The following is a 25,383-nucleotide window of genomic DNA, read 5'->3' on the forward strand; positions in this document are numbered from 1 at the left end:
TAAGATGTTCTGAACTTGCGAGCAAGAGGTTGTGAAATCGTGTCAGTGAGCATCGGCGAGACGAGTCAAGCCTGCGGTTCAAAGCGAATCTCCATGAAGGCTCCAACGGCGTTGGCATTCGTCACAAACTGAGGAATGCCGTTGACGACATCTACCGACTGCCGATGAATGTGACCAGCAAATATTCCCATCAAGTTATCGGCCTCGAAAACCTCGCGATGGAAGTCGAGCGTCGTTTGCGTATGCCCGGCTTCCGGCCATCTGGGACGACGTTCAATTTTGAAATTGCGATCCGTGGCGGCGGACCATTGGGGATTCCCACAACCGAATCCCATGGGACGACCGGGGGCAGCCAACGGAATATGGAGCAGCAGAACCAGAGGCTGACCGCGACTTACCTCCGCCCGGAAGAATTCAAGCTGCTCCGGTAGAATTTCGTAATGCGAATTGTCGATCGCTAGAAAGCGAACACCGTGGACATCGTAGGCGGCCATCAGAGGATGATTCCCCTGATACATTGGCTTCAATCGGCGCTCCGTCCATTCGGCTCGCAGTTCTTGCAATGTCCCCTCCATGCCCTCGTAGTGCCAGTCGTGATTTCCCGCTACATATAGCCATGGAGTCTCGATGGCGCCAAGTCGCTGCGTGACCCATTCGATGGCAGCTTCCGACGGAAAGCTGAAGATGTCTCCCACCAGGGCCAGCAGATCGAAGTGTCCGGATTTAGTTCGGCCGAGAGCTTCTTCGAAACACTGTTCCGGATTGGTTGGCTTCCCGGTTCTAGCATGAGTCGTCGAATTGTAGGCCTTGGCCATTCGGCCACTGTATTCCTGGTACGGTCGGCCTCGCGCGTCATCCGTGAACAGATGAGTGTCAGCCACAATCATGACATTGACTGGGCGAGTCACGGCGGTGGTGTAGAAAGTGACTTTGTGATCGTCAATTGCGAAGGATTCCCCACGGGGTGTTTCGTGGCTGGAGGCCGGTTGAGCACCACTCGTCTTGGAAGCAAATCCGGCAACCGAGGCAGCGGCTCCTGTTTGTACGAATGTGCGACGTTTCATCGAATGAACTCACGAGTGTCTGGCTGCTTTGGAACTGGATTACGACCCCTGTAGCATAGCAGATCTGGTCTGGTGTTTTCCACCGTTGCCCGCGCCTTACCAGGCTGGAACGGACGCGATGTCAGGGGAGCTTGGACCTGAAAACGGACTCATGGTCGCATCGTTGATTCTAGGTCAAGCTGGCGGGCTATTGCCTCGCCTCATTTTCCTGGACAATGGACATCCAGGCCCGGTGATGGTCCGAGCGCGGCCGATGAATGGTCGCCTCATTCCAGAATTACCGTTTCCCGACCCGCGCGCGTTGTCAGCGCGTGCAAAACAGCAATGTCTGTTGCGTTTGAGAGCATTCTTACCGATCCGTCGGCCAAGCCAATGTTCACACCGTTTGTGTGAAAGCTGTAGATGCCGCCCGAGTTTGAGACGTTCACGCCTAGGTCCTTGCGCAGCAACGTTGCGTGATAACTTCCGCTAATTGCCCAGGCGGGTCGCATGATGCCAACACTTCCTACGCCGTACGGCTGATCCGGTTTACCGCGCACATATAGATCGGGGCGGCCAGCTACCTCGGCAACGACCATTGAATTTGAGAGCCCATCGGACACATCTCTGAAGCGTGTTGTTTCCAATCCAGCATAGGTCCCGTCCTTCGGGACAGACTGACGCGGTAGCCCCCAAACACCAAGAGCAACCGTGGTGCCAGTGACCATCTTGTTTTCGTCACTTGTTGTCGAGAGTCTTACGCCTCCCATGGCTTCGTAATCACTCCGCGCTGCAGTTCCAATCACGTCGTTTGGGGCATATTGGTGAACCTTGGAGAAGACCGTGTAGTTACTGGTTGACGGACACTGGAAGACGGGCAGTAAAAGGTTGACGATCGGCTGATGAAGGGGATCCGAAGCAGCCAACGTCTGGTCGATTCGGTCGTACACTGCAGTCTGCTCCAGTTGGGGCAAAATGGCTGTCTGCCAAGAATGAAAGTGGTGTTCGTCCCAGTATCGGCGTGGAAAGGCGATACTGGATCCAGCGTGTTCGAACGAGCCGTTATAGAGTGAGGGAAGGCGCTTGTTCGCGTCATGGAATGTCTGTATTGCCAAACCGGTTTGTCGAAGGTTGTTTTTGCAAACCAACTGGCGACTGGACTCGCGCACCGACAAAACCGCTGGCAGCAACAAAGCAACCAAAATCGATAGGATACCTAGCGTCACCAATAGCTCGATGAGTGTGAATCCCATCCGCTGCGAGCGTATTGCATGGTCTACCTTAGAATTCGAACTTGCGGTGACGAACGACATTTTGCACGTCCTTCAATTCTATTTCAGGGGAGCATTGCAGGAAAAGAAGCAGCTAGCAATGAAGGGGCAACTATTGGGGATCTAAGGACCGTCGGAACAATTATTGGCGGATAGTCGCCGAACCACTCCGCCGGTTCGTTCGGGAAAGTGCCGATCGGCGGAACGATCTGGCGACCGTTATTGTTCCGACGGCCCTAAGCGTTGCACATTTAGGGCGCTGCCCGGCTTAATCCCAGCTTCGACCAAACTCCTTGGCCTTCCATCAACCTGTCTCAGTGAAATGCCTTCAGCCGAATTGCTGAAAGTAAGTTTCCAAGATTTACCGTAGCTACCAACGGGTACATGAATCCGCAGGGCTTGGTGTTCATAGGCGGAAATAAAAGCGTCGACATCTTCGAAATGGTCAATTGGAAAAATATGTCGACCTTGCCCAGGCGAGAATGCCTGCTGATCCACGATGAACTGCTGATCGTTTACCGCTCTAATCACTTCCATCTCTCTCCTCTGTTGGGTGAAATGCGAATTGAGCATCCAGGCAAGTCCCGCGAAGCCGGTCACGAGTACGATAAAAATAGCGAGCGGCCAGCCAACCAATCTGGCGGGCAAGCTCCTAGTGCCTGTCTTGCGAGTGTCGGCCACAATTTTCTCCTGTTGGGCTATGAGGATGGAAACAGAATTCGGGAAAGGCGTGGTGGTCGGTTGCTGAACATGGGCTAAGCAGTTTTCCAAGAGTTCGGCGACTTGCTGGGCAGAGTCAAACCGGTTGTCGGGCGATTTGGCGAGCAATTTCATCACGATTTGTTCGAGCCACTCGGGCACCTTGGAATTGCTTTCGCGAATCGGTCGCGGTGTGTCGTCGGTGATGCGACGGAGGACGGCATAGCTTGTTTCGCTGCGGAAGGGCGGGTGGCCAGTGCATAGCGAGTAAAGTACGCAGCCGAGTCCGAACAGATCGCTGCGTGCGTCGATTGCTTCCCCACGAATTTGCTCGGGGGACATGTAGTGGGGCGTGCCGGGGTGAAACCCACTGCGAGTCAGGCTGGCGTCGTCGGTAGTCCGTGCGAGGCCGAAGTCCGTCAAGAGTGCGCGATCTACGCCCTCGTCTAACAGGATGTTGGATGGCTTCACGTCGCGGTGGATTAAGCCTTGGGCGTGTGCGGCGGCGAGCCCTTTGGCCGTGTGCATACCGATGCGCAGCACTTCACAGAGCTCCAAGGGGCCTTCGCGATTCAGTCGCTGTTGCAGTGAACCCCCTGCGATGTACTTCATCACCAAAAAAGGATGTTCTTCATCGGTTTCCACGTTATGAATCGGGACGACATGATCATCAACGACTGCTGCCGCCGCGCATGCTTCCCTTGCAAACCGATTGCGCGCCGCTCCACTGCTAGCCAGATAGGGAGCCAGCAGCTTTACCGCAACCGGCCGGTTCAATTCCGTGTCGTAGGCTTTGAACACCACGCCCATGCCTCCGCTGCCGATCAACCGTTCCACATCGTAACGTCCAATGCGGCCCAACATTTCGGGATGGCGGGCGGCTGACAATAGACGCTTCGCCATTGCTTCGTTCCAGGCAACCGGACGTTTCCAACGCTCACGAGCTTCCAACAATTCGGCATCCATCGGATCTTTGGCGCCTCTGCTCGATAGCCAGTGCTGCGTCTCCTCCCATTGTTCTGCATTGGCGGCAAGTCCCGCCAAGCGAGTTTGACAATGCGTGCAGGTTTCGAGATGCCGAGCCATTTCAGGATCGTGCGAGTCGATGTCACCCTCGCCATTCAACAGATCCTCGAAAGCAATGTCATCACAGTCCATCATTGGAAATCTCCTCAAAGGATTTCACGGCGATCTGCAATCGCTTCATCACTCGGCTACGGGCGATGTAGATACTGGCAGGGCTGACATCCAGCTGCGCCGCCACCGCTTCGATCGACTGACCGAGGACGGTGGTGCGATGGAAAGCTTGCCAGGTTGTATCGCTGACTTTCGATCGGATCATTTCCGAAGCTCGTTCAAAGATCTCGCGACGAACTTCCATTCCAAATTGGCTCGATACTTCCTCTGTCGCTTCGAGTGCCTGCAAATGCCGAACTGCCTCAGCACCTCCGTCTGCCCAAGGTTGATGTTTGCGACGAGTCAAAAAATCAATCGCTGTATTGCGAGCAATCCGATACAACCAAGCCCGAAAAACACCGCGATCGTCGCGGCCGACCCACTCTGTGACTGAGCGGGCAACAGCTGACAGCACTTCCTGCACAACGTCGTCCGCGTCGGCTGCTTGCAATCCAAGGCGGCGCGCCGATCGGTAAACGACCGGAGCATAGATTTCCGCGAACTCATCCCAAGCCGTGATGTCCGCCGCATCCTGCAATCGCAGAATCAAGCTGGCTCGCGTCTCAGGTGGGCTGGCGGTCATCGGGTATCCAGTGGAGGCAATAATTTGAGCACGGGGAAGCTCTTCTACATAGAAGACTCACCAACCTCGACAATCTTTCACACGATTGCCCAAATTTTCTGAGAACGCGAGGCGTTGGGCGTCAGTGGGGAGTTCAAGAGGCGGCATGAGAGCCATTGAGATCGTCGGCGAGAGGATTCGCTTGAAGGTGCTGAAATCAGCACCTTGGGGGAAACTGCAGGTCGTGCATTCCCGCGGTTTAACGCGTGGAAATGGCTAAGGACCTTCGGAACCATTATGGGCGGATCGTCGCCGAACCGCTCCGCCGGCTCGTTCACTCCACTCCATCAGCACAGCGAACAACCTGAACCGCTACTTGTTTCCTAACCAAACCGTGTGTATCCCCTGGTACAGCAAAAGGGGCATTCCAGGCCGCTGCTGTGACGGAAGCGATTGTCTAGTCAGTCAGGTAGTCGGGCAGTCAGGCCCACCGACTTGCGTGCTTTGGTGGGTTCGTCCGTACTCGAAACAATTTGTATCGTAATGATTTCAGGAGCGGAGCACGCCGGGGAGGATGCCGGTGCTGTCGGCAAACTGATCGGTCTGATGTCCAAAGGCATTCAGCATGGCAACGTACAAATTGGCCAATGGCGTGTCGGGACTGAATGACAAGTGTTGCCCGGTCTCAATGCGACCGCCACCACTACCGCCCACCAAGATTGGCAAATTGTGGGGGCTGTGACTGTTGCCGTCGCGTAGGCCGGATCCATACAGAATCATCGAATTGTCAAGGACCGTACGTTCGCCTTCTTTCATGCTGCGCAGCTTGCCTAGCAAGTACGCGTACTGCTCGACGTGCCATCGCGTGATTTTCTGGTACTGCTCAAGTTTCTCTTCGGAATTTTGGTGGTGCGAGGTGTCGTGGTGACCACCTGAGACGCCGTCGAGAAACGAGAAATTGCGTCCACTTACCGCATTGCCAAACATGAAGGTGCACACGCGTGTGGTATCGGTTTGGAATGCCAAGGCGATCATGTCCAGCATCAATCGGACGTGCTCGGGGAATTGGTCGGGAACCTCTTCAGGGGGAGCGTGCGACGCATCCAACTCCATCCGAGGCTTCCAAGCAGATAGGCCGCCCTGTTCTTGCCGTTCGAGACGTTTCTCGATGCTGCGCACCGATTGCAAGTACTCATCCATGCGGCGTCGGTCCTCGACTCCAAGCCGCACGGAGAGTTGCTTGGCGTCGTCGATGACTTGATCGAGCAATAACGCATCGCGCTTCGTCGATTTGCCGTGTGGTTTGGCCGATCGCAGCAGGCGTTCATAAACGAGGTGGGGATTCAGCTCGCGAGCAAGTGGGCTGGTGGGACCACTCCATGCGATATGCGAACCATAGACGCGCGTGTAACCGACATTTGTATCAACACCCGTGGTGACGGGATCGATTCCCAACTCCAGAGATGGAAGTGGCGTTAATCGTTCCGAGTGCGATGCAGCGACTTGGTCCACCGAACGGCCGTTGCAATTCAAATCGATCCCGAGTGATTTGTTGATGGTAGTGCAAGTTAGGAAGCCAGAGGTTTTGACGTAGTGTCCATCGCCAACGTTGCTACCTTGATTCCACAGGTTGGTCAGTACCAACAATTGATCCTTAACTGCCTCCAAGGGTTCTAGCGTTGGAGAGAGTTGGAAATTCCGTCCTTCCGCATCTGGAGTCCATTTGTCTTGCCGAACTCCGTTGGGAACAAATAGAGCAGCCATGCGAACCGGGGATTGATCTTGCGGCAAATCCTCTGCACCGGCACCCAAGGCGCGGCGTGGCATCATGGCTTCCAACCACGGTAGTGCTAACGCTGCGCCGGTCCCGCGCAGCAGTGTGCGTCGTGACAAGGCGGTCTGTCGCAGGTTTTGGTTGTCAAGAAACGTCATGCGTACTTTACTGGCCATCGTTCATTTCCTGGTTCAAAGGGGGCGTTTGTCCACGCTTGTACTGAAATGGTAGACTCTTGACGATTTCTAACACCAAGGTCTGCGCGCGATATTCGTCCTCGGCAAGTTTCTGGCTAATGGCATCGACGACACATTGATCTTCGTTGGTCAATTGTCGCGCCAACGCGTACCCCAGCATTTTGCTGGTTAAGTGTCGAATGAAGGCGTCTTTCCGTTGCATTAATTGTTGCTTCAATCCAGCAACGCCTTCAAAGGTGGTGCCGTCGGGGAGCGTTCCAGTGCTGTCAATTGGCATGCCCTGCTCTTCCGTTCGCCAGCGCCCCAAGACATCATAATTTTCCAATCCAAAGCCGAGTGGATCCATGACCGCGTGGCAGGAAGCGCAAGCGGCATCGGCTCGGTGGAGTTCCAGTCGTTCGCGCAGGGTTCGTTTTTCGCTCCCCTCGGCAGCGTTTTCCTCTAGGGTTGGCACGTTGGGCGGTGGGGGAGGCGGCGCGGATCCCAACAGCGTTTCCATGATCCACTTGCCGCGCAGCACGGGACTTGTACGATGCGAGAATGAGGACACGGCCAGCACGGCACTCATGCCCAACACGCCACCACGATGGCTGTTCTCTGGCAAATCCACTCGCCTGGGTTGTTCCCGAAAGGTTCCCTCGATGCCGTAGTGCCGCGCTAAGCTGGAATTGGCATACGTGAAATCAGCATCAATCCAGTTCAGCAGTGAAAGGTTTTCCGCTAGCAAGTCTTCCATGAAAAACACCGGCTCGTACTTCATCCCTCCTTGGAGTTCTGAGTTGAGTTTCCCGACGACCGATTGGTCTGGCTTAAACTCGCGTCCCAAGGCCCGGGTTCCCAACCATTGCTCCACAAAACTGCTCGCGAACTCGCGGACTTTGGCATCGCGGCGGTGTCCCCGATCGTCAATGCGACTTTGCACCATTCTCGCGACCTGTTGCGTGAGGACCGCTTCATCGTGCAGCTTCTCTTCGGCGGCTAGTTGCATCAACTCCGCATCGGGCATTGAGGCCCATAGGAAATAGGAGAGACGAGAAGCCATCTCATAGTGTGTGAGGGGGATCGGTGTCGTTTCGGTGTGGGGTTGTTCCCACAGGAATAGGAACTTGGGCGACACCATGGCCGCTTCCAAGGCAAAAGTGATGGCCGAATCGTAGGACTGGTCTTCTTCGTAGACTTGTCGAAACAACTGCAAATACTGTTCGACCTCTTCGTCGGAAGCTGGCCGGCGAAAGGCGCGAGGAAGAAACTTGGACAGGACTTTCTGGGCCGCTGCTTGAGGCGAAGTGTCCGGGGTTGGCACGGAAACCAAAATCGATTTCCGATCCTTCGGGTCACTCATGGCATGCGTTAAGGCGGTGCGGGCAGCATCAAGATATTTCTCGGCGTGGATCGGCGAGATGAACAACGTTTCGGCAGCGTTATCAAAGCCTTCGCCCCCAGCGCCGTCCTCAGGCAATTCATGTCCGGCATTAAACTGAATTCCTAGTAGATCGCGAACCGTGTTGGCATATTCGGTTCGGTTCAGCCGGCGGAGCATCGGGCCGCCCGGGGCAATACCGTCATCGCAGACGGCGGCGTGAATGGTATCGCGAATCCACTGCACCGTTGCAGTTCGCATCTCCAGCGTTGGTATTTCGCTATCGATGGGCGGCATCTGTTGGTCGGCGATGCGATCCGCAATCCGATTCCACTTGTCGATCTCAGCCGCGAGCTGGTCCCCAGAATCAAATGAGCTCAGGTCGAGGCCCGCCTCGGCTCCTGCTCCGTCGTGGCAACTAACGCAGTAGGTGTCAAAGAACTGGATCACCTTGGATTGAGGCAAAGTGTCGTTGCCGGTGTTTTCGACGGCAGCCGCAGTTGGTACCACTGTAACTTGCAAAGCAAGCACCAGGAGTAGGGTAAACCGCAAAGACGTTAGGTGGGCAAACATGGACGCTAGGCTGGGCTACTGGAGGGGGGGGGAGAGCACAAAAGTGCACTCGGCGGGGGATCCTCCATTGTAAGCGACCGCCCGCTGGAATTCGCCCCCAATCTTGCATTTCATGTCGACGGTGGAGCAATGTTGGCCTGAAAATAGCATTGGTCGCGTGAATTTTGCTTGCGCCGTTTGGACTACGTGAGCTTGCACATGGATTTAGTGGTCAGGTGTGGTGTGTCCGGCTGGCGAGTAGGGGAGCCGATTTACAACCGCGAAATACACGAAAGATGCGAAAGGAGGGGGCTGGAAGCGGGTGGCGGAGTTTGGTCTCGCGTCTTTCCTTTTCGCGTATTTGGCATCTTTCGCGGTTATCTATTCTTTGGACTTGGGACGGTTCAGGGGGCGAGAGATTTTCGCGTGTGCTGTTTTGATTCGCGTGATCTTGCTCGTGGGAGTGTTGGTCGGGCGTAGTGTGTCCGGCTGGGGAGCGGGGGGCCGATTTACAACCGCGAAATACACGAAAGAAGCGAAAGGAGGGGGCTGGAAGCGGGTGGCGGAGTTTGGTCTCGCGTCTTTCCTTTTCGCGTATTTGGCATCTTTCGCGGTTATCTATTCTTTGGACTTGGGACGGTTCAGGGGGCGAGAGATTTTCGCGTGTGCTGTTTTGATTTGCTTGATCTTGCTCGTGGGAGTGTTGGTCGGGCGTAGTGTGTCCGGCTGGGGAGCGGGGGGCCGATTTACAACCGCGAAATACACGAAAGAAGCGAAAGGAGGGGGCTGGAAGCGGGTGGCGGAGTTTGGTCTCGCGTCTTTCCTTTTCGCGTATTTGGCGTCTTTCGCGGTTATCTATCCTGGGGCTGAGGACGGTTCAGGGGGGTGAGTGATATTGGACGCAATCGTGGACTGCGAATCGTCGGTGCGATTCAGAATCAATGCTCCTGCAGGTTGATCAGGAATTCTGCCTGCTGTAGCAGTTCATCTTCGAAGTCCAGGCGAATGACCTTGTCTGCCTTTAAAGTGCGGATGGCTGTCTCGTGTTCGAGTGCTATTTGCGCGGCGACTCGTCCCACCGCTCTGCGGCTGAGCGTGCGGGTTAGCACGACCATGCAATAGATAGCCAGGGGAAGTATCGACAAAATCAAGCTGGTGAAGAAGAGGCCGGGAGTTGGGTGCGGAAAGTTTTCGAGATGCGACTCTTGCCCGGTGAACACATGGTAGGAAGCCAAGAAATATTCGCGGTAGATTAAGACGATCGGTCCGGCCATCAGCGTCCAGAAGATGAGGGTGCCCAAACACGCGTAGAGCTGGACTTGCCACGCGGGCGTTGCATGGGCTTCGATGGCTTTGTTGAAAATCTCCTGCGAGCTTGTCTGCAATTCTTCGATGCCCGACAGTCGCATTGCGCTAGAATGACTCGCGTCCCGTTTGCGTTGCTCCCGAGGCCGCAGGTTCATGACGGCGCGATGGAATTCATTGCACAGAGGCTGGAGTCGCTCCTCCACCTGTTGCTGAGTGCGTTTGCGGATGCCGCTTTGGAGTTCGTCGGAGAACGCTTGGTTTTGCCGCACGTTACGAGCCCACGAGGAGAGTGCGCCGAACAGACTCGGAATACTTCCCGCCAGCGCCAACATAACTCGATCCCAAGCACCTTGCGTCAAATGGAGCGTCGACATCACGGTCCGGTAGGGGAACCAAAGCAGCGGGGTGTCGCTCACCAAACGGGCGCGGAGTCGCATGCGAACGCCGGTCTGCAACACCTCTTCGCTCCCCAATAGCGTTGCCAGGACGCGTTCAGGCAACTGCTCTGTTTCGCGTGTCAATTGCGATACTGCCGCAGATAGCTGGGGTAATTCCCCCTGAATTAAATGCTGGACCTGCTGACGCAATCTGTGCATGGCGGAGTGTAGGCGACGCTCCCGCGCATTGCCAATTTTCTGTTCGGTCAGTCCCATGTCGCTGAAGCGATCGAGCACTCCACTGACAAAGACTTGGGCAGCCATTGCTTCGTCGCCCGTGATTTCAAAATCGGGGACGAGAACCTCCTGAGCCAGCGTGGATTGAGACGCCATGAGCGTTAATTGGTCGCGCAACGCACGCAGATCCTCGGCCAGGGGGCCGATGGCAATACCCTGTTCCATCTCCTCCGGTTCCACAGAGCTGATGATCGGAATGCATACGGCTCCATCAATCTGCTTGGCAATGGTAAGGTTGCTAGCGGCTCGCAGTTGATCTCGCGCGATTACCAGTAGTTTCACGGTTGCCAGTGACAATGCGTCGGCCGCGAGCTCTGCAGCTTGTTGATTTGCATCGGTCAAACCCGGTGTGTCCAGCAAGACATAGGGCTGCCCAATTGCAACGAGTTGTTCCTGTGGGCAGGGATGGTAGATTTCCGATTGCGGATCGAGTCCTTCAGGAGCAACGGGGCCGACCCAAACGAGGCGTGTGGTGGCATCATCGATCAGATCCCCGCTGCGCAGTTGACTGCGGACGCGAGGTTCGCGAATCATTTGTTGAACTGCCCAGGTCTTTCCTTGGCCCTTGGCTCCGACGATCGCTAGGAGCAAGGCATTGATGCCGCGGCCTGCCTGAATGTTTGCCACATCCGCTTGGTAGCGATCACAGGCGTCGAGGACTTGCTGCGTCATGGGGCTGTCGCCAAAGACGGCTTCGGTCGCATCGGCAATTCGTCGCTCAAATGGAGTGCTAGGCATAGGAGTTCATCGAGTTAGCGTGACAATAGGGCTTGCAGATCTTGTCGGAATTCGGTGCTCGCCCGCCATTGTTGGAGAGCCGCTTCGGAGCTCGAGCGTTTCGTATCTAGCGTACTGGGCAGGAGGCGTCGCGTGCCGGTTGCACAGCGGATTAGCGGCAGTTGCATTTCCGTTGGGCGTGGTATTCCAACTCCGTCGCACACGCACGCAAAGAGATCACTCAGTTGCCGCCAGGGCGTTTCTCGCTGCACGATGCTGAGCGCTTCACCACCACCGCCGGCTCCCGTCATGACAGCAGCGATGCCTGCAGCAGCCAGCAACTCCTTGCTCGACGCGAAGACCAAAACGGCGGTTCCCCCAGCGTCGAATGGAACCAGGATGGCAGCCAGCAGCGGTCCCATGACCAGAGCCAGTGGCTGGGTTCCCTTCCACAATTTGTCGGTGAAAGACATCCCCTGCCAGACTTGTCGACTCCAGGCATCCAAGTCCTGTTCGTCGAGTCGTGATTGATCTTCGGCAGCAAAGCGTTTCATGGCGACGTCACAATCACCAACCAGACAATCTTGATTGATCTCTTGCAGGGCGTCGTGCGAATCGCAACGCCGCAGTGTTTCGGCTAGCTTGTCAGGCGTGACGACTGTTGCCCCTTCGCCACGCCGGAAGCGACTTGCAAGCTGTTTTACCGACTGTGAGGCGCTTTGAAGTATTTTCAAACGCGAGGCTGAATTTGCGATTGCTTGTTGAAACTGACGCGCGGTGCGATCGATACTTAGGCTCAAACGCAGCCACAGCGGTGCCGTTCGCTGTAGGCTGTCCGCCATTTGCGCCACGATAGCGGGCGAAGCCTGAAGGCGGAGGCCTGTGGTAGAGCCCACCTTGTCTCGGACGGCCATGAATTCATAGCAAGCTTCGGCGATGGTCTGCCAAGCATCCTGCAGTCGCTGCTCCTGCATCGTTTGATTCTTGTCGAGCCAGGAGATTGCTGCAGCGATTTTGGCGTTCAATTGCAGCGTCAAGCTGCGGCAACTCTCGCGGGCTAACGTGCCTGCATCCAATTGCTCTCCCAGATCGTGCAAATACCGCTTGGGGTCAGAGGCGGTTGTGACCGCCTGCGTTTCATAGAAAATTGGCAATTGTTCTTGGCTAGATTCCCTAAGCATTCTCGGTGGGGGAGGTGGAACACATGTGTGCGCCAGGGCGCTGCGGAAGTCGTAGGCGGTGTATACGGCTTGAACTCCGAAGCGATCGACCAGCTCTCGGGCTTGCTCGAGGACCGTGTCCGGCAAGTAGCGAGCTTTGACTTTGTTGACGGCGAGTATTCTGGGGACGCCAGGCATGGCATCACGCAAGGCCGTCAGGATTTGCAGCAGCCCTTCATCATGGAGGCTGTTCAACTTGCTGACGACGATAAAAGCAGAGCATAGCCGGCCGATGCGTACCAATTGTTGGCGACGCTCCCACGCCATCGCCTGACCTTGGGGACGCTCCGAGTCGGTAGTTGTGTGCGCCAAGAAGCCGGTTTGGATATCAGGGCAATCGATCAATCCGAGCTTTAGGGAGTCGAGCGACGCGTCGTAGGCGATTAGCGGAATGCCCAGTGGGTCAACGGCCGAGGACGGTTGGCCCTCAGAATTGTGTGGGGCCAGCCTAGCCGGTGGCGGTGTGATGGACTCCGTGGCGGAGTGCGGTGCGGTGAGAAGCGAGTCGGACAATACTTGCCCGTTGTACTGCAACATGGCCTGAGTGGGATCGTCCGATAGTTTTTCGGGTGGATGCCCAAAGAGTTCGGTGAGGAAGTTTAGCAGAGTGGCGAAGAGTTGGGGATTGTCCCACCAGGCCTGTGGAAGCCAGAGAACGAAGCGGTGTGTTCCGGCGTGATTGCTCAGACCTCGCAAGACGCGTCGGCGGCTCTCCGGACTGAGATAGGTCGCCAGCAGTGAGCTCTTGCCGGCGTTCAATAATCCGGTAATGGCCACAATGGGGCAGCGACTCAATTCGTCGGCCATCGAGAGCTGTTTGGCAAGGCCGCTGAGAGCACTCTGCAAGTCGCTCCCAAGAGCTGCTTGTTCGGTAGAGGCTGCGATTTCGGAATTTCCGAGTGCATCCAGCAGACTCAGACGTCGATCGACGTCGGCTGGGTATAGGCAATTGAGCCCATGGGGTGCCGCGGAGCTTGCCAGCAGGTCTAAGAGTTGTTTCCAGGTGTCACTCGAATGCTGTTTCACGACAGTTCAGTGCTGATAAGGTTGGAAGCGTGCCTTGTTGCCAATTCCAGTAAACCGTGCTCAACCAAATGGGGTTTGACTTGGTGGGGAGAATCGATGAAGGGAGCCAGCCGCATGCCATCGCCGCCGCTAATGATTACGGGTGTCTCCATTCCCCATTGTTTCCGGTAGCGGTGGACCAAGTGAATTGCTCCCCCCACTAGGCAACTTGCAGCTCCCGCGAGCATGGCTTGTTCTGTATTCTTGCCCGGTAGATTGGGAAGGTCAGTCAGGTCATCCGCATCGAGTTCAGGGAGCATGTCTGCGCCCTTGCCCAGCAAACGCAAGATCATGGGGACGCCAGGCATGATGGCTCCGCCGCAGAAGGTGTCTGCGGAGTTGTCCCGCTGTGGAGTGAGTTGAGCGGATGTTGAGTGTCGTGCTACTAGGTCGACGGTAACCGCTGAACCGGCTTGAATGACGATGCAGGGACGCTGCAGGGTAGCTTGGGAGGCAGCCAGTGCGGCGAGCAATCGATCGACGCCAACTTTTTCAGGAAACTCGATATCTATCTTGAGAGGGATGTGTGTTGAGTTGATCACCCACAATTGATGATTGGGGAAGCGTTGCACGAAGTCGTGTAGCGTGGCTAGAGCGTCGCGACGAACGCTGCTCACGAGCCACACAATGGACCGCTGTGCGAAGCTATCGCGTGCGGGTTCGCCAGCTTCGCCGGAATTCACATCGAGAGCTGATGTAACCGTGGCCGAAGAGTCTGCGGTGCCCGGGAATTCCGTGTGCATAAAATGCTCGAGCTTCGCCTGCCAGGCTTTGTCGCTCGGCAGGAAGCGTTGCTCGGAAGTGTGGCGAGTCGAGGTTTCTTGAGGCTGCCAATAGAGCCGCAGGGTGCCTGCGAGCCGTTGCCGATCGACATCGAGCCGCGTGGCGCGCAGGCCGCTGTTACCAATGTCAATCCCAACGTATTCATGCACCATGAATCAATGCGCCTGTCGTACCGCTTCCCGATCGCGAGCTGCCAGTTCGTTTGCGATGCGACGAATCAGCACATTGAGCCCTTGGCCAGTAACGGCACTAATCCGCAGTACCTCGCTATTGACTTCTGCTTTGAGCTGCTCAAACACCTCTTCGGACTCGGGGATCTCTGCTTTGCTCACGACGACAATTTCTGGCCGCGCCGCTAGCTCATCGCTGTATTCCATTAGTTCATGGCGGATCACGCGATAGTTTTCCAGCGGATCGGTGCCGTCGGTGGGGAGGGGTTCTACGAGGTGAACGAGGATACCAGCACGTGTGATGTGTCTCAGGAAGTCATGTCCCAATCCAACGCCTGAGGAGGCGCCTTCGATCAATCCTGGGATATCGGCCATGACGAACGAGGCATCGATATCGACGATGACTTGTCCCAAGTTCGGGAACTTGGTGGTAAAGGGATAATCGGCGATTTCGGGGCGAGCCCGCGACAGGCGACTGAGCAGAGTGCTTTTGCCTGCGTTGGGTTTTCCGATCAGGCCCACATCGGCGATGACCTTCAACTCAAAAATAACGCGTCGCATCTCCCCCATGGTGCCCGGAGTTGATTCTCTGGGGGCTTGATTGGTGGAGTGTTTGAAATGGGGATTCCCCTTGCCGCCGCGCCCACCGCGGGCCACGATGACTTCATCTTGATCTGCCACCAAGTCTTTAATGATCATGCCCGATTCGGAGTCGATCAGAACGGTGCCTGGGGGGACTTCGATAATGAGATTGGAACCTGACTTGCCATGTCGGTCGGAGCCTTCACCGCGTTCGCCCCGCGGGGCTCGCCAGTGCTTGCGGTGGGCGAACTCCATCAGGCTGTTCACGCCCTCACGGGCTCGAACGATGACGCTGCCACCGTTACCGCCATCGCCGCCGCTGGGGCCGCCATGTGGCACGTGCTTTTCACGGCGGAAGGCAACGCAACCGTCGCCACCCTTGCCAGCTTCAATTTCAACTTCAGCACGATCTACAAACATGGGACCACTCTGTTCGGTTTGAGCACATGGGCTCCGATTATTTCAATCAAGACAATATCTTCCGCAGCTCAGCCGCAAAGGCACGCTCTAGATACGAAACAAGCCGCGGAAGCTGATCTCTCAGAAGGTAGGTGCACCCACCAGAGATCAAGTTCCACGGCTCATCCTATCCAGACAAGGGCTGCAGCGAAGTCATTCGCCCCAGGCGACCGACTGCTGCATACTGCTTATCTGCTCGGTCACAATCACCTTGCTTACGCTGCGAGTCGCTCTATTTGAGCAAGCCCTTATGCAGCGGGATGCAATATCAACGCGCCGTAAAGTGGCGGGGTGCGATTGCAGCAAGCGGCTCTCAGCAGGGGGCCAAGCGAATTAGCTGGCGACCGCTGGTTGCACGTTGACTCGACGACCCTCTTGGTCGAAGAAGACCTTGCCTTCGGTCAACGCGAACAGGGTGTAATCCTTGCCCATGCCCACACCACGACCGGGACGGAATTTGGTCCCTACTTGGCGGACGATGATGTTACCCGCGATAACCGCTTCGCCACCAAATCGCTTAACACCGCGGCGTTGTGCGTTACTATCGCGACCGTTCCGTGTGGAACCCTGACCCTTTTTGTGTGCCATTCTCTAAATCCAACGTCAACTTAAATTTGATTTACGATTGTTCCCGCGAGCGGTTGCCAGACGGGCGTGGAGCTCCTGAGCTCGCAGAACCCCAGATGTTAGCGGTAGAGCCACTGATAATCAAGGCGTTCTTCGAGTCCAAATTGGTCAAGTACGTACTTCTGTCGCTCTGGTTCAGTGATGGCAGGGATTCCAAAGCGTATTTGGTCCTCCAGCTCGTTGATCGTATCCCCAGGGCGGGTGAAGTGGAGTACGAGAGTCTTCTGCAGATATCGGATCGAATCGCCATCGAGCTCCAGTCGCTGAGCGTTCGTCAGTCCTTTTACGGAAACGGAGAAGAAGTCGGTGCGAGGATCGATTCCCACCCATGTGGCTACCCCCCACACTTCGTTGTTCTCAGTTTCGGTGGTAATTCCAATTTTGAGCGACTGGATTTCGACCGAATCGTACAGCTTCTTACCAACGCGTTCCTTGGCTGCAATCGATCGGACCGCCACCGGCAGAATGCGATCGAGGTGCGATTGATTCAGCCCGAGGGATTTTAGGGTGAAGGTAGGCATAAACCGGACCCACTTGGCGGCCACCGGCTGGGTGGTGTACACCAGATTGTTGTAGGGATCCTGCTCCGGAACCGGTTTCAGGTCTTGTCCCAAGTAGCGGACTCGGTACAGCAAGTACCAGACGTTGGTCTCACGAAATCCTTCGCTAGTTGGAACTTCGACGGAGATCATGCGGACCGGTTTGAAGGCGAATTCCAATGCGTAGGCGTCGCCGCGAAAGATTACATGCTTGCCCTTCTCGAGCAATGTATCGCTCTTTGCCGTATAATTGGGGGTCCAGTCTAATTCCGGATGCTGCGAGACGAATGGCAGGTCGACTGGGCCTTGGAACGTATCTCCCATCTCTTGAGCCGGTGGAATGACTTCCAATGCATCGGGGGCGAGTTGCCGGATGCGGGGTCCGCTGGACGAGGTCGGGAGCGATTGTCCCTGCACTCGTTGCAGGAGCACTCCGCCCGGCAGGCAGAAGGTTATGGCAAGTGCGCCGCCAGCCAGGAATCTCAACCAAGCTACAGGTGAAAGAATTGTTCCGCTTGCCGGCATTGCGTATTCCTAGACGGGAGGGAAGGATGAGTTGCTTCGGGGCAGGGTCGCATGACAAATTACCAAACTGGGCCGCTACAGCCCGATCCGGCAATGTTAGCATTGTAATTGCCAAGTTTCAGAAGTTGAAAAGCTGAAATTGCCAAGAGTCTGCAAAACGACGAGATTCCCGCGAATACCTAGACTACCAATCTACAGTGTAGTTCGTCGCTGGGCAAACTGAAGGCATCCCAGCCGAAAGTGGAGGAAGTCGGTAGGGGGGAGCAGCCTCTCCGTCGCACCGCTACCGGTTTTGACGACACTGCCGATTGTAGCGTACACTGGACCCACTCTGCTTCCATTGCGACCGCGCTCTGAGAAGAGAGGTTCGCACCGCAGCTCCAACAAATAATCAGCCTTTGAAAATGTTCGACAATTGGTCTTGGGAGATTGATGGCTGGATTATTGTAGCCGGAGCACTCTGCGCTGCCGGTGCCGCTTTACTTGGCAATTTTTTGGTCCTGCGTCGCATGAGCCTGATGGGGGATGCGATCAGCCATGCGGTCCTTCCCGGTTTAGCCGCCGCATTCTTGCTGACCGGCCAGCGCCAAGGAGTGGCGATGTTTGCGGGCGCCGCCATCGTGGGGGTGTTGACGGTGTTGCTGACTGAATTGGCGCGGCATTACGGGCGCGTCGACGAGGGGGCATCGATCGGCGTGGTGTTTACGTTCCTTTTCGCAGTCGGTTTGCTGATGATTGTGCAGGCAGCGGATCGCGTCGACTTGGATCCCGGCTGTGTCCTGTATGGAGCACTGGAGACCACAATTGTCGACCAAGTGTACGTGCTGGGGATCGGCGTTCCGCGGGTGGTCGTCAATTTATCGGTGGTGTTGCTACTCAACCTGGTTTTCGTGGTCGGCCTCTATCGTCCGCTCAAGGTCAGTACTTTTGATCCCCAGCTGGCTGCGTCTCAGGGAACGAATGTCGCGGCGCTACACTACTTGTTAGCTGCCTTCGTGGCGGTGACGGCGGTCGCTTCGTTCGAATCGGTCGGCAATATCCTGGTGGTAGCAATGTTTGTGGTTCCCCCGGCGGCAGCCTGGATGTGGACCGACCGCCTCAGCGTCATGATTGTGCTGAGTGTGGCGATTGGTGTCGCCTCGGCGTTTCTGGGGCACTGGGGAGCCATGCAGGTTCCGCGATGGTTGGGATACGATTTTTCCACCAACACCGCAGGCATGATGGCAGTCGCAGCCGGTGGCTTGCTGATGTTTGCAGTGTTCTTCGCTCCCCGCAAGGGAATCGTTTCGCGGGGGATACGATCGCTCAAGTTGGCGACGCAAATTGTTAGCGAAGATGTCTTGGCCAGGCTCTATCGGGCTGAACAAAACGGGGCTCGCTCCCTGGCGATCGCGTCGTTGCACGCGAGTTTGCACGTTCCCAATTTGAGGGCTCGATTCGTGTTTTACTGGCTACAGTGGAGAGGGCTTGTGGCGCGGTCCGCCGGAGAACTCTCCTTGGCGGATGCGGGACGCCGCCAAGCCCAGAATATTGTGCGTTCCCACCGCTTGTGGGAACAGTATCTTGCGTCTGAGGCTGGGTTGCCCGAGCAGATTTTGCATGATGGCGCCGAGCTGCTCGAGCACTTTACCAATCGCACACTCCGCGAGCGATTGCTGCAGGAGATGGATGCCCCCGATGTCGATCCTCACGGGCAACCCATTCCTCCCGAAGCTTGACTGGGATGTTGAATGAAGCGCTGTTGCCTGCCGCTCGACGAACGTTCGCGATCCTCATGCTGCTGTTGTGAATCGCAGGGGAATCTGGGGACTGCGATTTGCGATTGTAAATTGTCGCATATTGGCCAAGTTCGAGATGTTGGGCTCGCGAGCTTGCCGGAACGTTTCGAGCCAAGTGTGATGCAACTGTATTGTTAATAGAGTTTGTTAGTTAATTAACGGTGTCCGATTCAATAGGAAATGAAACCGATGGACCGAGAAAGACTTGCCCTGATTACTGGTGCTAGTTCAGGTATTGGGCGACAAATCGCAGTCGAATTGGCCAAGTGTGGCCTGAAGATAGTGGTGGATCACTATCGTGACCCAGAAGGTGCCGAGCAGACGCTCCAGCTTGTTCGCCAAGCGGGTGGGGATGGTTGGAGTTTTGATGCCGATGTGGGGTCGGCAGCCGAGCTCGACAAGTTATTTGATGCCATTCGCCAATCAGGCTCGCCACTGGAAGTTTTGGTCAACAACGCGGCGGTTCAAACTTTTGCTCCACTGCTTGAATTGACCGAAGCCGACTTTGATCGCACGATCCGTACCAACCTCAAGGGGACGATGTTGTGTTCGCAGCGCGCCGGACGCTTGTTCTCGGAGCAAGGGACGGGTGGGGCAATCGTCAATATCGGCTCCGGCGCGAACCAGGTTCCCTTTCCTGGGCTGGTGGACTACGTCTGTAGCAAGGGTGGGATCGAAATGCTGACGAAAGTCTCGGCTGTTGAACTGGGGCCACTGAAAGTCCGAGTAAACTGCGTCGCACCTGGAGCAATTGAGAACGCACGCACGCGGGCCGAGAGCCCCGACTATGCCCAGACCTGGGGAGCGCTGGCGCCGCTACGCCGCGCTGGAACGGAGCAAGATGTCGCCAATGCCGTTGCCTTCTTAGTGTCCGAGAAAGCGAGCTTTATTACCGGCCAAACCCTATTCGTCGATGGTGGCTTGTGGACCAAGAACGAGTGGCCGTACCCGGACGAATAGTTGTCACGGTGAGTTGCGAGCTTGCTGGCCATCCGCCGGGATCAACCCGCCACGGCGCGGAGGAGCTGCGGCATTTTCCAGCGTCGTTGAGCAGTGCCGCCTGCGCCACTATTGAATTAATACGTAGCATGGACCCCCGGTCCGTGAGCATGGCATCGCAGCACAAGCAAACGTCCGGTACATGTCGCTCCGTTGCGAAATTATCGCAACGGGAGCATGGTTGGTTAGCTAGGCTACGGTTACCAGAACGTTTTCAGTTTTTACATGAAGGTCGCTCTTGGATTTACTCTGTAGCGACGACCACTCTTCCTTGCTCACGCAGCGGGTTACGAAATTGACTGGAACTGAGTAGGTAGCATGGACCCCCGGTCCGTGAGCATAGCGGCGTAGCACAAGCAAACGTCCAATACATGTCGCTCCGTTGTGAAATTATCGCAACGGGAGCATGGTTGGTTAGCTAGGCTACGGTTACCAGAACGTTTTCAGTTTTCACACGAAGGTCGCTCTTGGATTTACTCTGTAGCGACGACCACTCTTCCTTGCTCACGCAGCGGGTTACGAAATTGGCTGGAACGAAGTACGTAGCATGGACCCCCGGTCCGTGAGCATGGCGGCGCATCGCAAGCAATCGACCAATACATGTCCCTCCGTTGCGAAATTATCGCAACGGGAGCATGGTTGGTTAGCTAGGCTACGGTTACCAGAACGTTTTCAGTTTTTACATGAAGGTCGCTCTTGGATTTACTCTGTAGCGACGACCACTCTTCCTTGCTCACGCAGCGGGTTACGAAGTTGGCTGGAACGAAGTAGGTAGCATGGACCCCCGGTCCGTGAGCATGGCGGCGCATCGCAAGCAATCGTCCAATACATGTCCCTCCGTTGCGAAATTACCGCAACGGGAGCATGGTTGGTTAGCTAGTGTCCGTCCGGAAATTGAAAGCGTCTGTAAATTATTGGCTAATTTTCAAAAAAGCTCCCCGAAGAACGAACCCGCGAGCGAGTTCGAGCGTTGAATTTGTTGACTAAAACAGGTCCAAACGCTTAATCTTCGAGGAGTAGAAGTGGTTCGCAAGCCATATCAAAAACAGCAACGCTTCGATTGCAGCCCTATCGCACAAGTTGAACTCAACTTGGAATCTCGCGATGAAATCGTGCCCGTCTTGCTCGGGCTTCAATATCTTTATACCAATGCCAAGTTGAGAACGAAAGTCGTTCAGGCTGTCGCTGCGGATCTAAACCAAGACTCTCGACGGGATGTTGGAAGGCCAGGCATGGACGATTGGCATGTTGTTGTGCTTGCAGCAGTCAGACTTGGATGTAATCTTGATTACGACAAACTACAGGATCAAGTCGAGAATCATCGGCGTCTCCGCGGAATCATGGGAATCGGCGACTGGCAAGACACCGACGGTTTCACTTTCAGACGCATACGCGATACCATCTGTCTGCTCAAACCTGAGACGATTAGTAAGATCAACCAAGCTATCGTCACCGCTGGCCAGAGCATTGCTCCCGATGCCAGTTCCACAGTTCGGGCTGATTCATTTGTTATTGAAACTAACATTCACTATCCGACAGAGAGCAGTTTGATCTACGACGGTGTTCGCAAGTTCATTCCGTTCTGTGTTGAGTTGGCGCAACAGCTTGAGACCACAGGATGGAGACAAGTGGGGCATCTAGTCAAGAAGATCAAGAGCTTAAAGCAGCAGATAGGACGGATTGCTGCCAGCAAGAGCTCACGCAAAAAGGAAGCCTTGGAATCGCGTTATCGCGACCTGCTGCAACGCGTAGCACTTTTGCTCGAGCGAGCGAAATCACTGACTAATGAGGCGAAATCTCTCGGTGCGTCCACAGTAACTCTGTCGCTAATCACAACAATCGAACATTGGACAGGACTGACCGAGCAGGTTTGCGATACGGCGCGTCGGCGTGTCCTATTGGGTGAGTCAGTCCCCAATTGCGACAAGCTGTTCAGCTTGTTCGAAACACACACGCAGCTTTACCGTCGCGGCAAAGCCGGACAACCCAATCAATATGGTCGATTGGCTTTGGTTTACGAGGATGGTGCTGGTTTCATTAGTCACTATCACTTGATGGCTCGCGACGTGCGTGACCAGGATGTCGTGGTGGAACAAACGAAGTTGGCTCAGAAGAAGCACGCAGGCGAGATTCACACCGCGTCTTTTGACCGAGGTTTCTATTCAGCGGAAAATGAATCAAATCTGCAGCAGATAATCGAAGATGTATGCGTACTACCGCGGGCTCCTGGTGAATACGTACAGCGGATTAAGAACGAAAGTGCTAAATTTCACCGAACCCGACTACACCACTCAGGCATCGAGGCAGCGATCGGAGTGTTACAGCGGGGCAATGGTTTGAAGCGTTGTCGCGACCGGACTGAACTCGGCTTTGAACGCTATTTGGGTTTAGCGATTCTAGGTCGCAATATACACACGCTTGGAAAGCTACTGCTTTCTAAACAACGCCCCAATGCATCGGCAGCGCAGAGCAAACGCAAAGCGGCTTAGGGCATGTGACTGAGGTTCGTCACTTTTGAATTAGCCAGCTGGCTACCGGTCCGCGCCAGCGGCGCAAAGTCGGTCAAAACGGCTGGATTTGACTTCACCTAGCGGCAATGAATGCGAAGCGAAGGCAACTCTTCCTGATTGTCTGATAGCATCTGACTGCGTGAAATCCTCCAGCAAGGCAATTTCCGGACAGACACTAGCTAGGCTACGGTTACCAGAACGTTTTCAGTTTTTACATGAAGGTCGCTCTTGGATTTACTCTGTAGCGACGACCACTCTTCCTTGCTCACGCAGCGGGTTACGAAATTGGCTGGAACGAAGTAGGTAGCATGGACCCCCGGTGCGTGAGCATGGCGGCGCATCGCAAGCAATCGTCCAATGCGTAGCTCTCCGTTGCAAAATTACCCTGGAGTGGCGAAGACTCTTGCTTGTTGACGCAACGGGTTACTATTGCAAGAGCTTGGTTGAGGAGGGGATTCGCTAGTTCCACGGTGATGCAAGTCATTGTGGTCCTTGGGGTGTTTTGCCGCGTTCGAGGGCTTCGATGATTGCGTCCACGTCGTAGACGCAGCCGCCCCACGTGCCTCCGCCGAACTGTTGCAGCGCGGCCCACAGACGCGTGTCGTCCGGCAGGCGGCTATCGGGGGCTAAGCTGGCATGCAGGGGCCGCGAGGCGAGTCGTTCTTCGGCTTCTGGACCGATGAGGTTTACCGAGCCGGTCAAGCTATTGCGGTCGACGACAATTTCAATGGAATCGCCGTCCTGCACGCGTCCCAGGGGGCCACCGGCCAGCGCTTCGGGACCAACATGTCCGATGCATGCTCCGGTGCTGACGCCTGAAAACCTTGCATCGGTGACGATCGTGACATGCTTGCCCCACGGGATATGTTTCAGGGCTGAGGTTAATTGGTAGGTTTCCTCCATGCCGGTACCCAGGGGGCCGCAGCCGATCAGAACTAGCACATCGCCCGATTCGACTCTCCGCTCCCCTTGGCCTTTGATGGCCGCGATAGCTGATTTTTCGCTGGTAAACACTTTGGCTGGTCCGGTATGCCGGAAGACGCCATCTTCGCCGACGACTGATGGGTCGATCGAGGTCGCCTTGATCACGGAGCCTTCCGGGCAGAGGTTTCCTTGGGGGAAGACGACCGTGCTGGTCAGGCCACGTTTCTTGGCGGAAGCGGGTGGGAGGATCACATCATCGGGATCGACTCCATCTCGATCGCTGAGCAGTTGTCGGAGTGCGGCTCGGCGAGGACTCGTCTCCCAGCAATCGAGGATTTCGTTCCAGGTCTGTCCGCTGACCGTTAGGCACTCTCCGTGCAGAACACCCAGCTGCCTCAAGTGAAGCATGACTTCGGGGACTCCCCCGGCTAGGTACATGCGGACGGTGGGGTGGTTCACCGGTCCGTTGGGGAGCACGTCGACAAAGCGAGAAACGCGACGATTGACGGCGCTCCAGTCTGCCACGGACGGACGCTGCAAGCCCGCGGCGTGGGCAATAGCAGGGATGTGCAGCAGCAGGTTGGTCGACCCACCGCAGGCGGCGTGCACGGCGATGGCGTTGGATAGAGATTCCTGGGTCAGGATGTCTCCTAGAGTTTGTTTATTGGCTGCCATGGTCATCATGGATTCCGCCGAGTAGCGAGCCATGTCGAGCCACACCGCTTGTCCGCTGGGGGCCAATGCAGCATGGGGAACGGTCATGCCCAGCGCTTCGGCGACGACTTGGGCGGTAGCGGCCGTTCCCAGGAACTGGCAACCACCACCGGGGCTACCGCAGGCGCGACAGCCTGCGGCGGCAGCGTCTTCCAGTGAGAGTTCGCCGTGGACATACCGCGCACCGATCGTCTGTACCTTGGCTGTGTCTTCACCGTCGGTGGGAGGCAGGGTTACCCCTCCAGGCACGATGACCCCCGGCAAGTCTTGGCAGCCAGCCAGCGCCAGCATGGCTGCCGGCAAGCCCTTGTCACAGGTGGCGACGGCCAAAACGCCTTGGCGAGTGGGGAGGGAGCGGATGAGCCGCCGCATGACGATGGCGGCATCATTGCGGTAGGGAAGCGAATCAAACATTCCCGTCGTTCCCTGCGAACGACCGTCGCAGGGATCGCTGCAATAGGCTGCATAGGGAATGCCGCCAGCCCGCGTGATCGTCTCCGCGGCTGCGCGAACTTGCAGTCCGACCTCCCAGTGTCCCGTATGGTAGCCCAGTGCGATGGGCTGGCCATTTTCGCCGCGCATGCCTCCGAGTGTGCTGAGCAGTAGGAATTGGGGGCCACCCATCATTTGAGGGTTCCAGCCCATGCCTACGTTTTGCGTCAAGCCGAATAGGTCCCCACTGGGCCAATTCCTCAGCATATCATCGGTTAAGTTGAGGTGTCCTTGTGGCCCTGGCCCGCGCGTCTCAATGCTCTGAACTTCGGCGGGGGAGAGAGCGAACCAGTCATTGAGCTGTCGAGTCACGGAGGAGGGCTTTCATGGTGAGTGTGAGGATGGTGGAACGGAGATTATAGGAGGATCCTCGACAGCTGTTGATGGTACTTGCCAAACCACGGGAATTGCGAGACTCCGACCGGCGGCGCGTGGGCCAGTCCTGGGCTGATGAAATGGATGGCGACTGGGGGACTGGAGGGACTTGTGTTTTAGATACGCACTACGAAAACCTTGCTCCCTCTCCCTGAGTGCAGGTCGCGGGGGAGCAGCGATCGGGCAGGTTTTCTATAGACGGTCCATCCTTTTCATCAGGCTAGGCTTGGCACTTAGGGTGCGCATTCCCCTGGACTCAAAAAACGCCCTTGGGCAAGCTGAGGAGGT

At 56.1% G+C, this 25,383-nt stretch carries 16 protein-coding genes; 3 read left to right on the forward strand and 13 right to left on the reverse strand.

Going from position 1 to position 25,383, the window contains the following annotated elements:
- Positions 1–65: 65 nt before the first annotated feature.
- From Q31a_RS03935 to Q31a_RS03990, 12 genes are all read right to left on the reverse strand, one after another.
- Positions 66–1,064 carry a metallophosphoesterase family protein gene (locus Q31a_RS03935; protein WP_145074294.1) on the reverse strand — a complete coding sequence of 333 codons (999 nt, stop codon included), beginning with the start codon at positions 1,062–1,064 and terminating at the stop codon, positions 66–68.
- A gap of 266 nt (positions 1,065–1,330) precedes the next feature.
- Positions 1,331–2,356 carry a DUF1559 domain-containing protein gene (locus Q31a_RS03940; protein WP_145074297.1) on the reverse strand — a complete coding sequence of 342 codons (1,026 nt, stop codon included), beginning with the start codon at positions 2,354–2,356 and terminating at the stop codon, positions 1,331–1,333.
- A gap of 177 nt (positions 2,357–2,533) precedes the next feature.
- Positions 2,534–4,174 (reverse strand): serine/threonine-protein kinase, encoded by a 1,641-nt coding sequence (locus Q31a_RS03945; RefSeq protein ID WP_197356181.1) that lies wholly within the window; start codon positions 4,172–4,174, stop codon positions 2,534–2,536.
- The gene (locus tag Q31a_RS03950) at positions 4,161–4,772 is read right to left on the reverse strand and encodes an RNA polymerase sigma factor (RefSeq protein WP_145074300.1); all 612 of its coding nucleotides are present in this window, start codon (positions 4,770–4,772) and stop codon (positions 4,161–4,163) included. The genes Q31a_RS03945 and Q31a_RS03950 overlap by 14 nt, the downstream gene beginning before the upstream one ends.
- Positions 4,773–5,300: 528 nt before the next feature.
- Positions 5,301–6,701, reverse strand: coding sequence for a DUF1552 domain-containing protein (locus Q31a_RS03955; RefSeq protein ID WP_231691057.1), 1,401 nt, complete (start codon positions 6,699–6,701; stop codon positions 5,301–5,303).
- Positions 6,691–8,655 carry a DUF1588 domain-containing protein gene (locus Q31a_RS03960; RefSeq protein WP_145074302.1) on the reverse strand — a complete coding sequence of 655 codons (1,965 nt, stop codon included), beginning with the start codon at positions 8,653–8,655 and terminating at the stop codon, positions 6,691–6,693. The genes Q31a_RS03955 and Q31a_RS03960 overlap by 11 nt, the downstream gene beginning before the upstream one ends.
- A 917-nt stretch (positions 8,656–9,572) precedes the next feature.
- The gene (locus tag Q31a_RS03965; RefSeq protein ID WP_145074305.1) at positions 9,573–11,354 is read right to left on the reverse strand and encodes a hypothetical protein; all 1,782 of its coding nucleotides are present in this window, start codon (positions 11,352–11,354) and stop codon (positions 9,573–9,575) included.
- Positions 11,355–11,368: 14 nt separating this feature from the next.
- Entirely contained in the window at positions 11,369–13,579 is a 2,211-nt protein-coding gene (locus tag Q31a_RS03970) for a hypothetical protein (RefSeq protein ID WP_145074308.1), read from the reverse strand.
- A complete protein-coding gene (locus tag Q31a_RS03975; RefSeq protein WP_145074311.1) occupies positions 13,576–14,553 on the reverse strand; it encodes a type III pantothenate kinase in 978 nt (325 codons plus the stop codon). Before Q31a_RS03975 ends, Q31a_RS03970 begins: the two co-directional genes overlap by 4 nt.
- 3 nt (positions 14,554–14,556) lie before the next feature.
- Positions 14,557–15,573, reverse strand: coding sequence for a GTPase ObgE (gene obgE / locus Q31a_RS03980; protein ID WP_145074314.1), 1,017 nt, complete (start codon positions 15,571–15,573; stop codon positions 14,557–14,559).
- A 372-nt stretch (positions 15,574–15,945) separates the two neighbouring features.
- On the reverse strand, positions 15,946–16,200 hold the full coding sequence (gene rpmA, locus Q31a_RS03985; protein WP_145074317.1) for a 50S ribosomal protein L27: 255 nt from the start codon (positions 16,198–16,200) through the stop codon (positions 15,946–15,948).
- Between the two features lie 98 nt (positions 16,201–16,298).
- Positions 16,299–17,303, reverse strand: coding sequence for a hypothetical protein (locus tag Q31a_RS03990; protein WP_145074320.1), 1,005 nt, complete (start codon positions 17,301–17,303; stop codon positions 16,299–16,301).
- 404 nt (positions 17,304–17,707) lie between these two features.
- Here Q31a_RS03990 and Q31a_RS03995 point away from each other — a divergent pair, with 404 nt between their 5' ends.
- The 3 genes from Q31a_RS03995 (at position 17,708) to Q31a_RS04005 (ending at position 22,569) form a co-directional block, all read left to right on the forward strand.
- Complete coding sequence (locus tag Q31a_RS03995; protein WP_145074323.1) at positions 17,708–19,021, forward strand: metal ABC transporter permease; 1,314 nt, start codon at positions 17,708–17,710, stop codon at positions 19,019–19,021.
- Positions 19,022–19,270: 249 nt separating this feature from the next.
- Entirely contained in the window at positions 19,271–20,041 is a 771-nt protein-coding gene (locus Q31a_RS04000; protein ID WP_145074326.1) for an SDR family NAD(P)-dependent oxidoreductase, read from the forward strand.
- 1,061 nt (positions 20,042–21,102) lie between these two features.
- A complete protein-coding gene (locus Q31a_RS04005; protein WP_145074329.1) occupies positions 21,103–22,569 on the forward strand; it encodes an ISNCY family transposase in 1,467 nt (488 codons plus the stop codon).
- Between the two features lie 501 nt (positions 22,570–23,070).
- On the opposite strand, the gene Q31a_RS04010 is transcribed toward Q31a_RS04005, so the two are convergent.
- Complete coding sequence (locus tag Q31a_RS04010; protein ID WP_145074332.1) at positions 23,071–25,032, reverse strand: YjhG/YagF family D-xylonate dehydratase; 1,962 nt, start codon at positions 25,030–25,032, stop codon at positions 23,071–23,073.
- Between the last annotated feature and the right edge of the window lie 351 nt (positions 25,033–25,383).

The organism is Aureliella helgolandensis (assembly GCF_007752135.1).
Lineage (GTDB): Bacteria > Planctomycetota > Planctomycetia > Pirellulales > Pirellulaceae > Aureliella > Aureliella helgolandensis.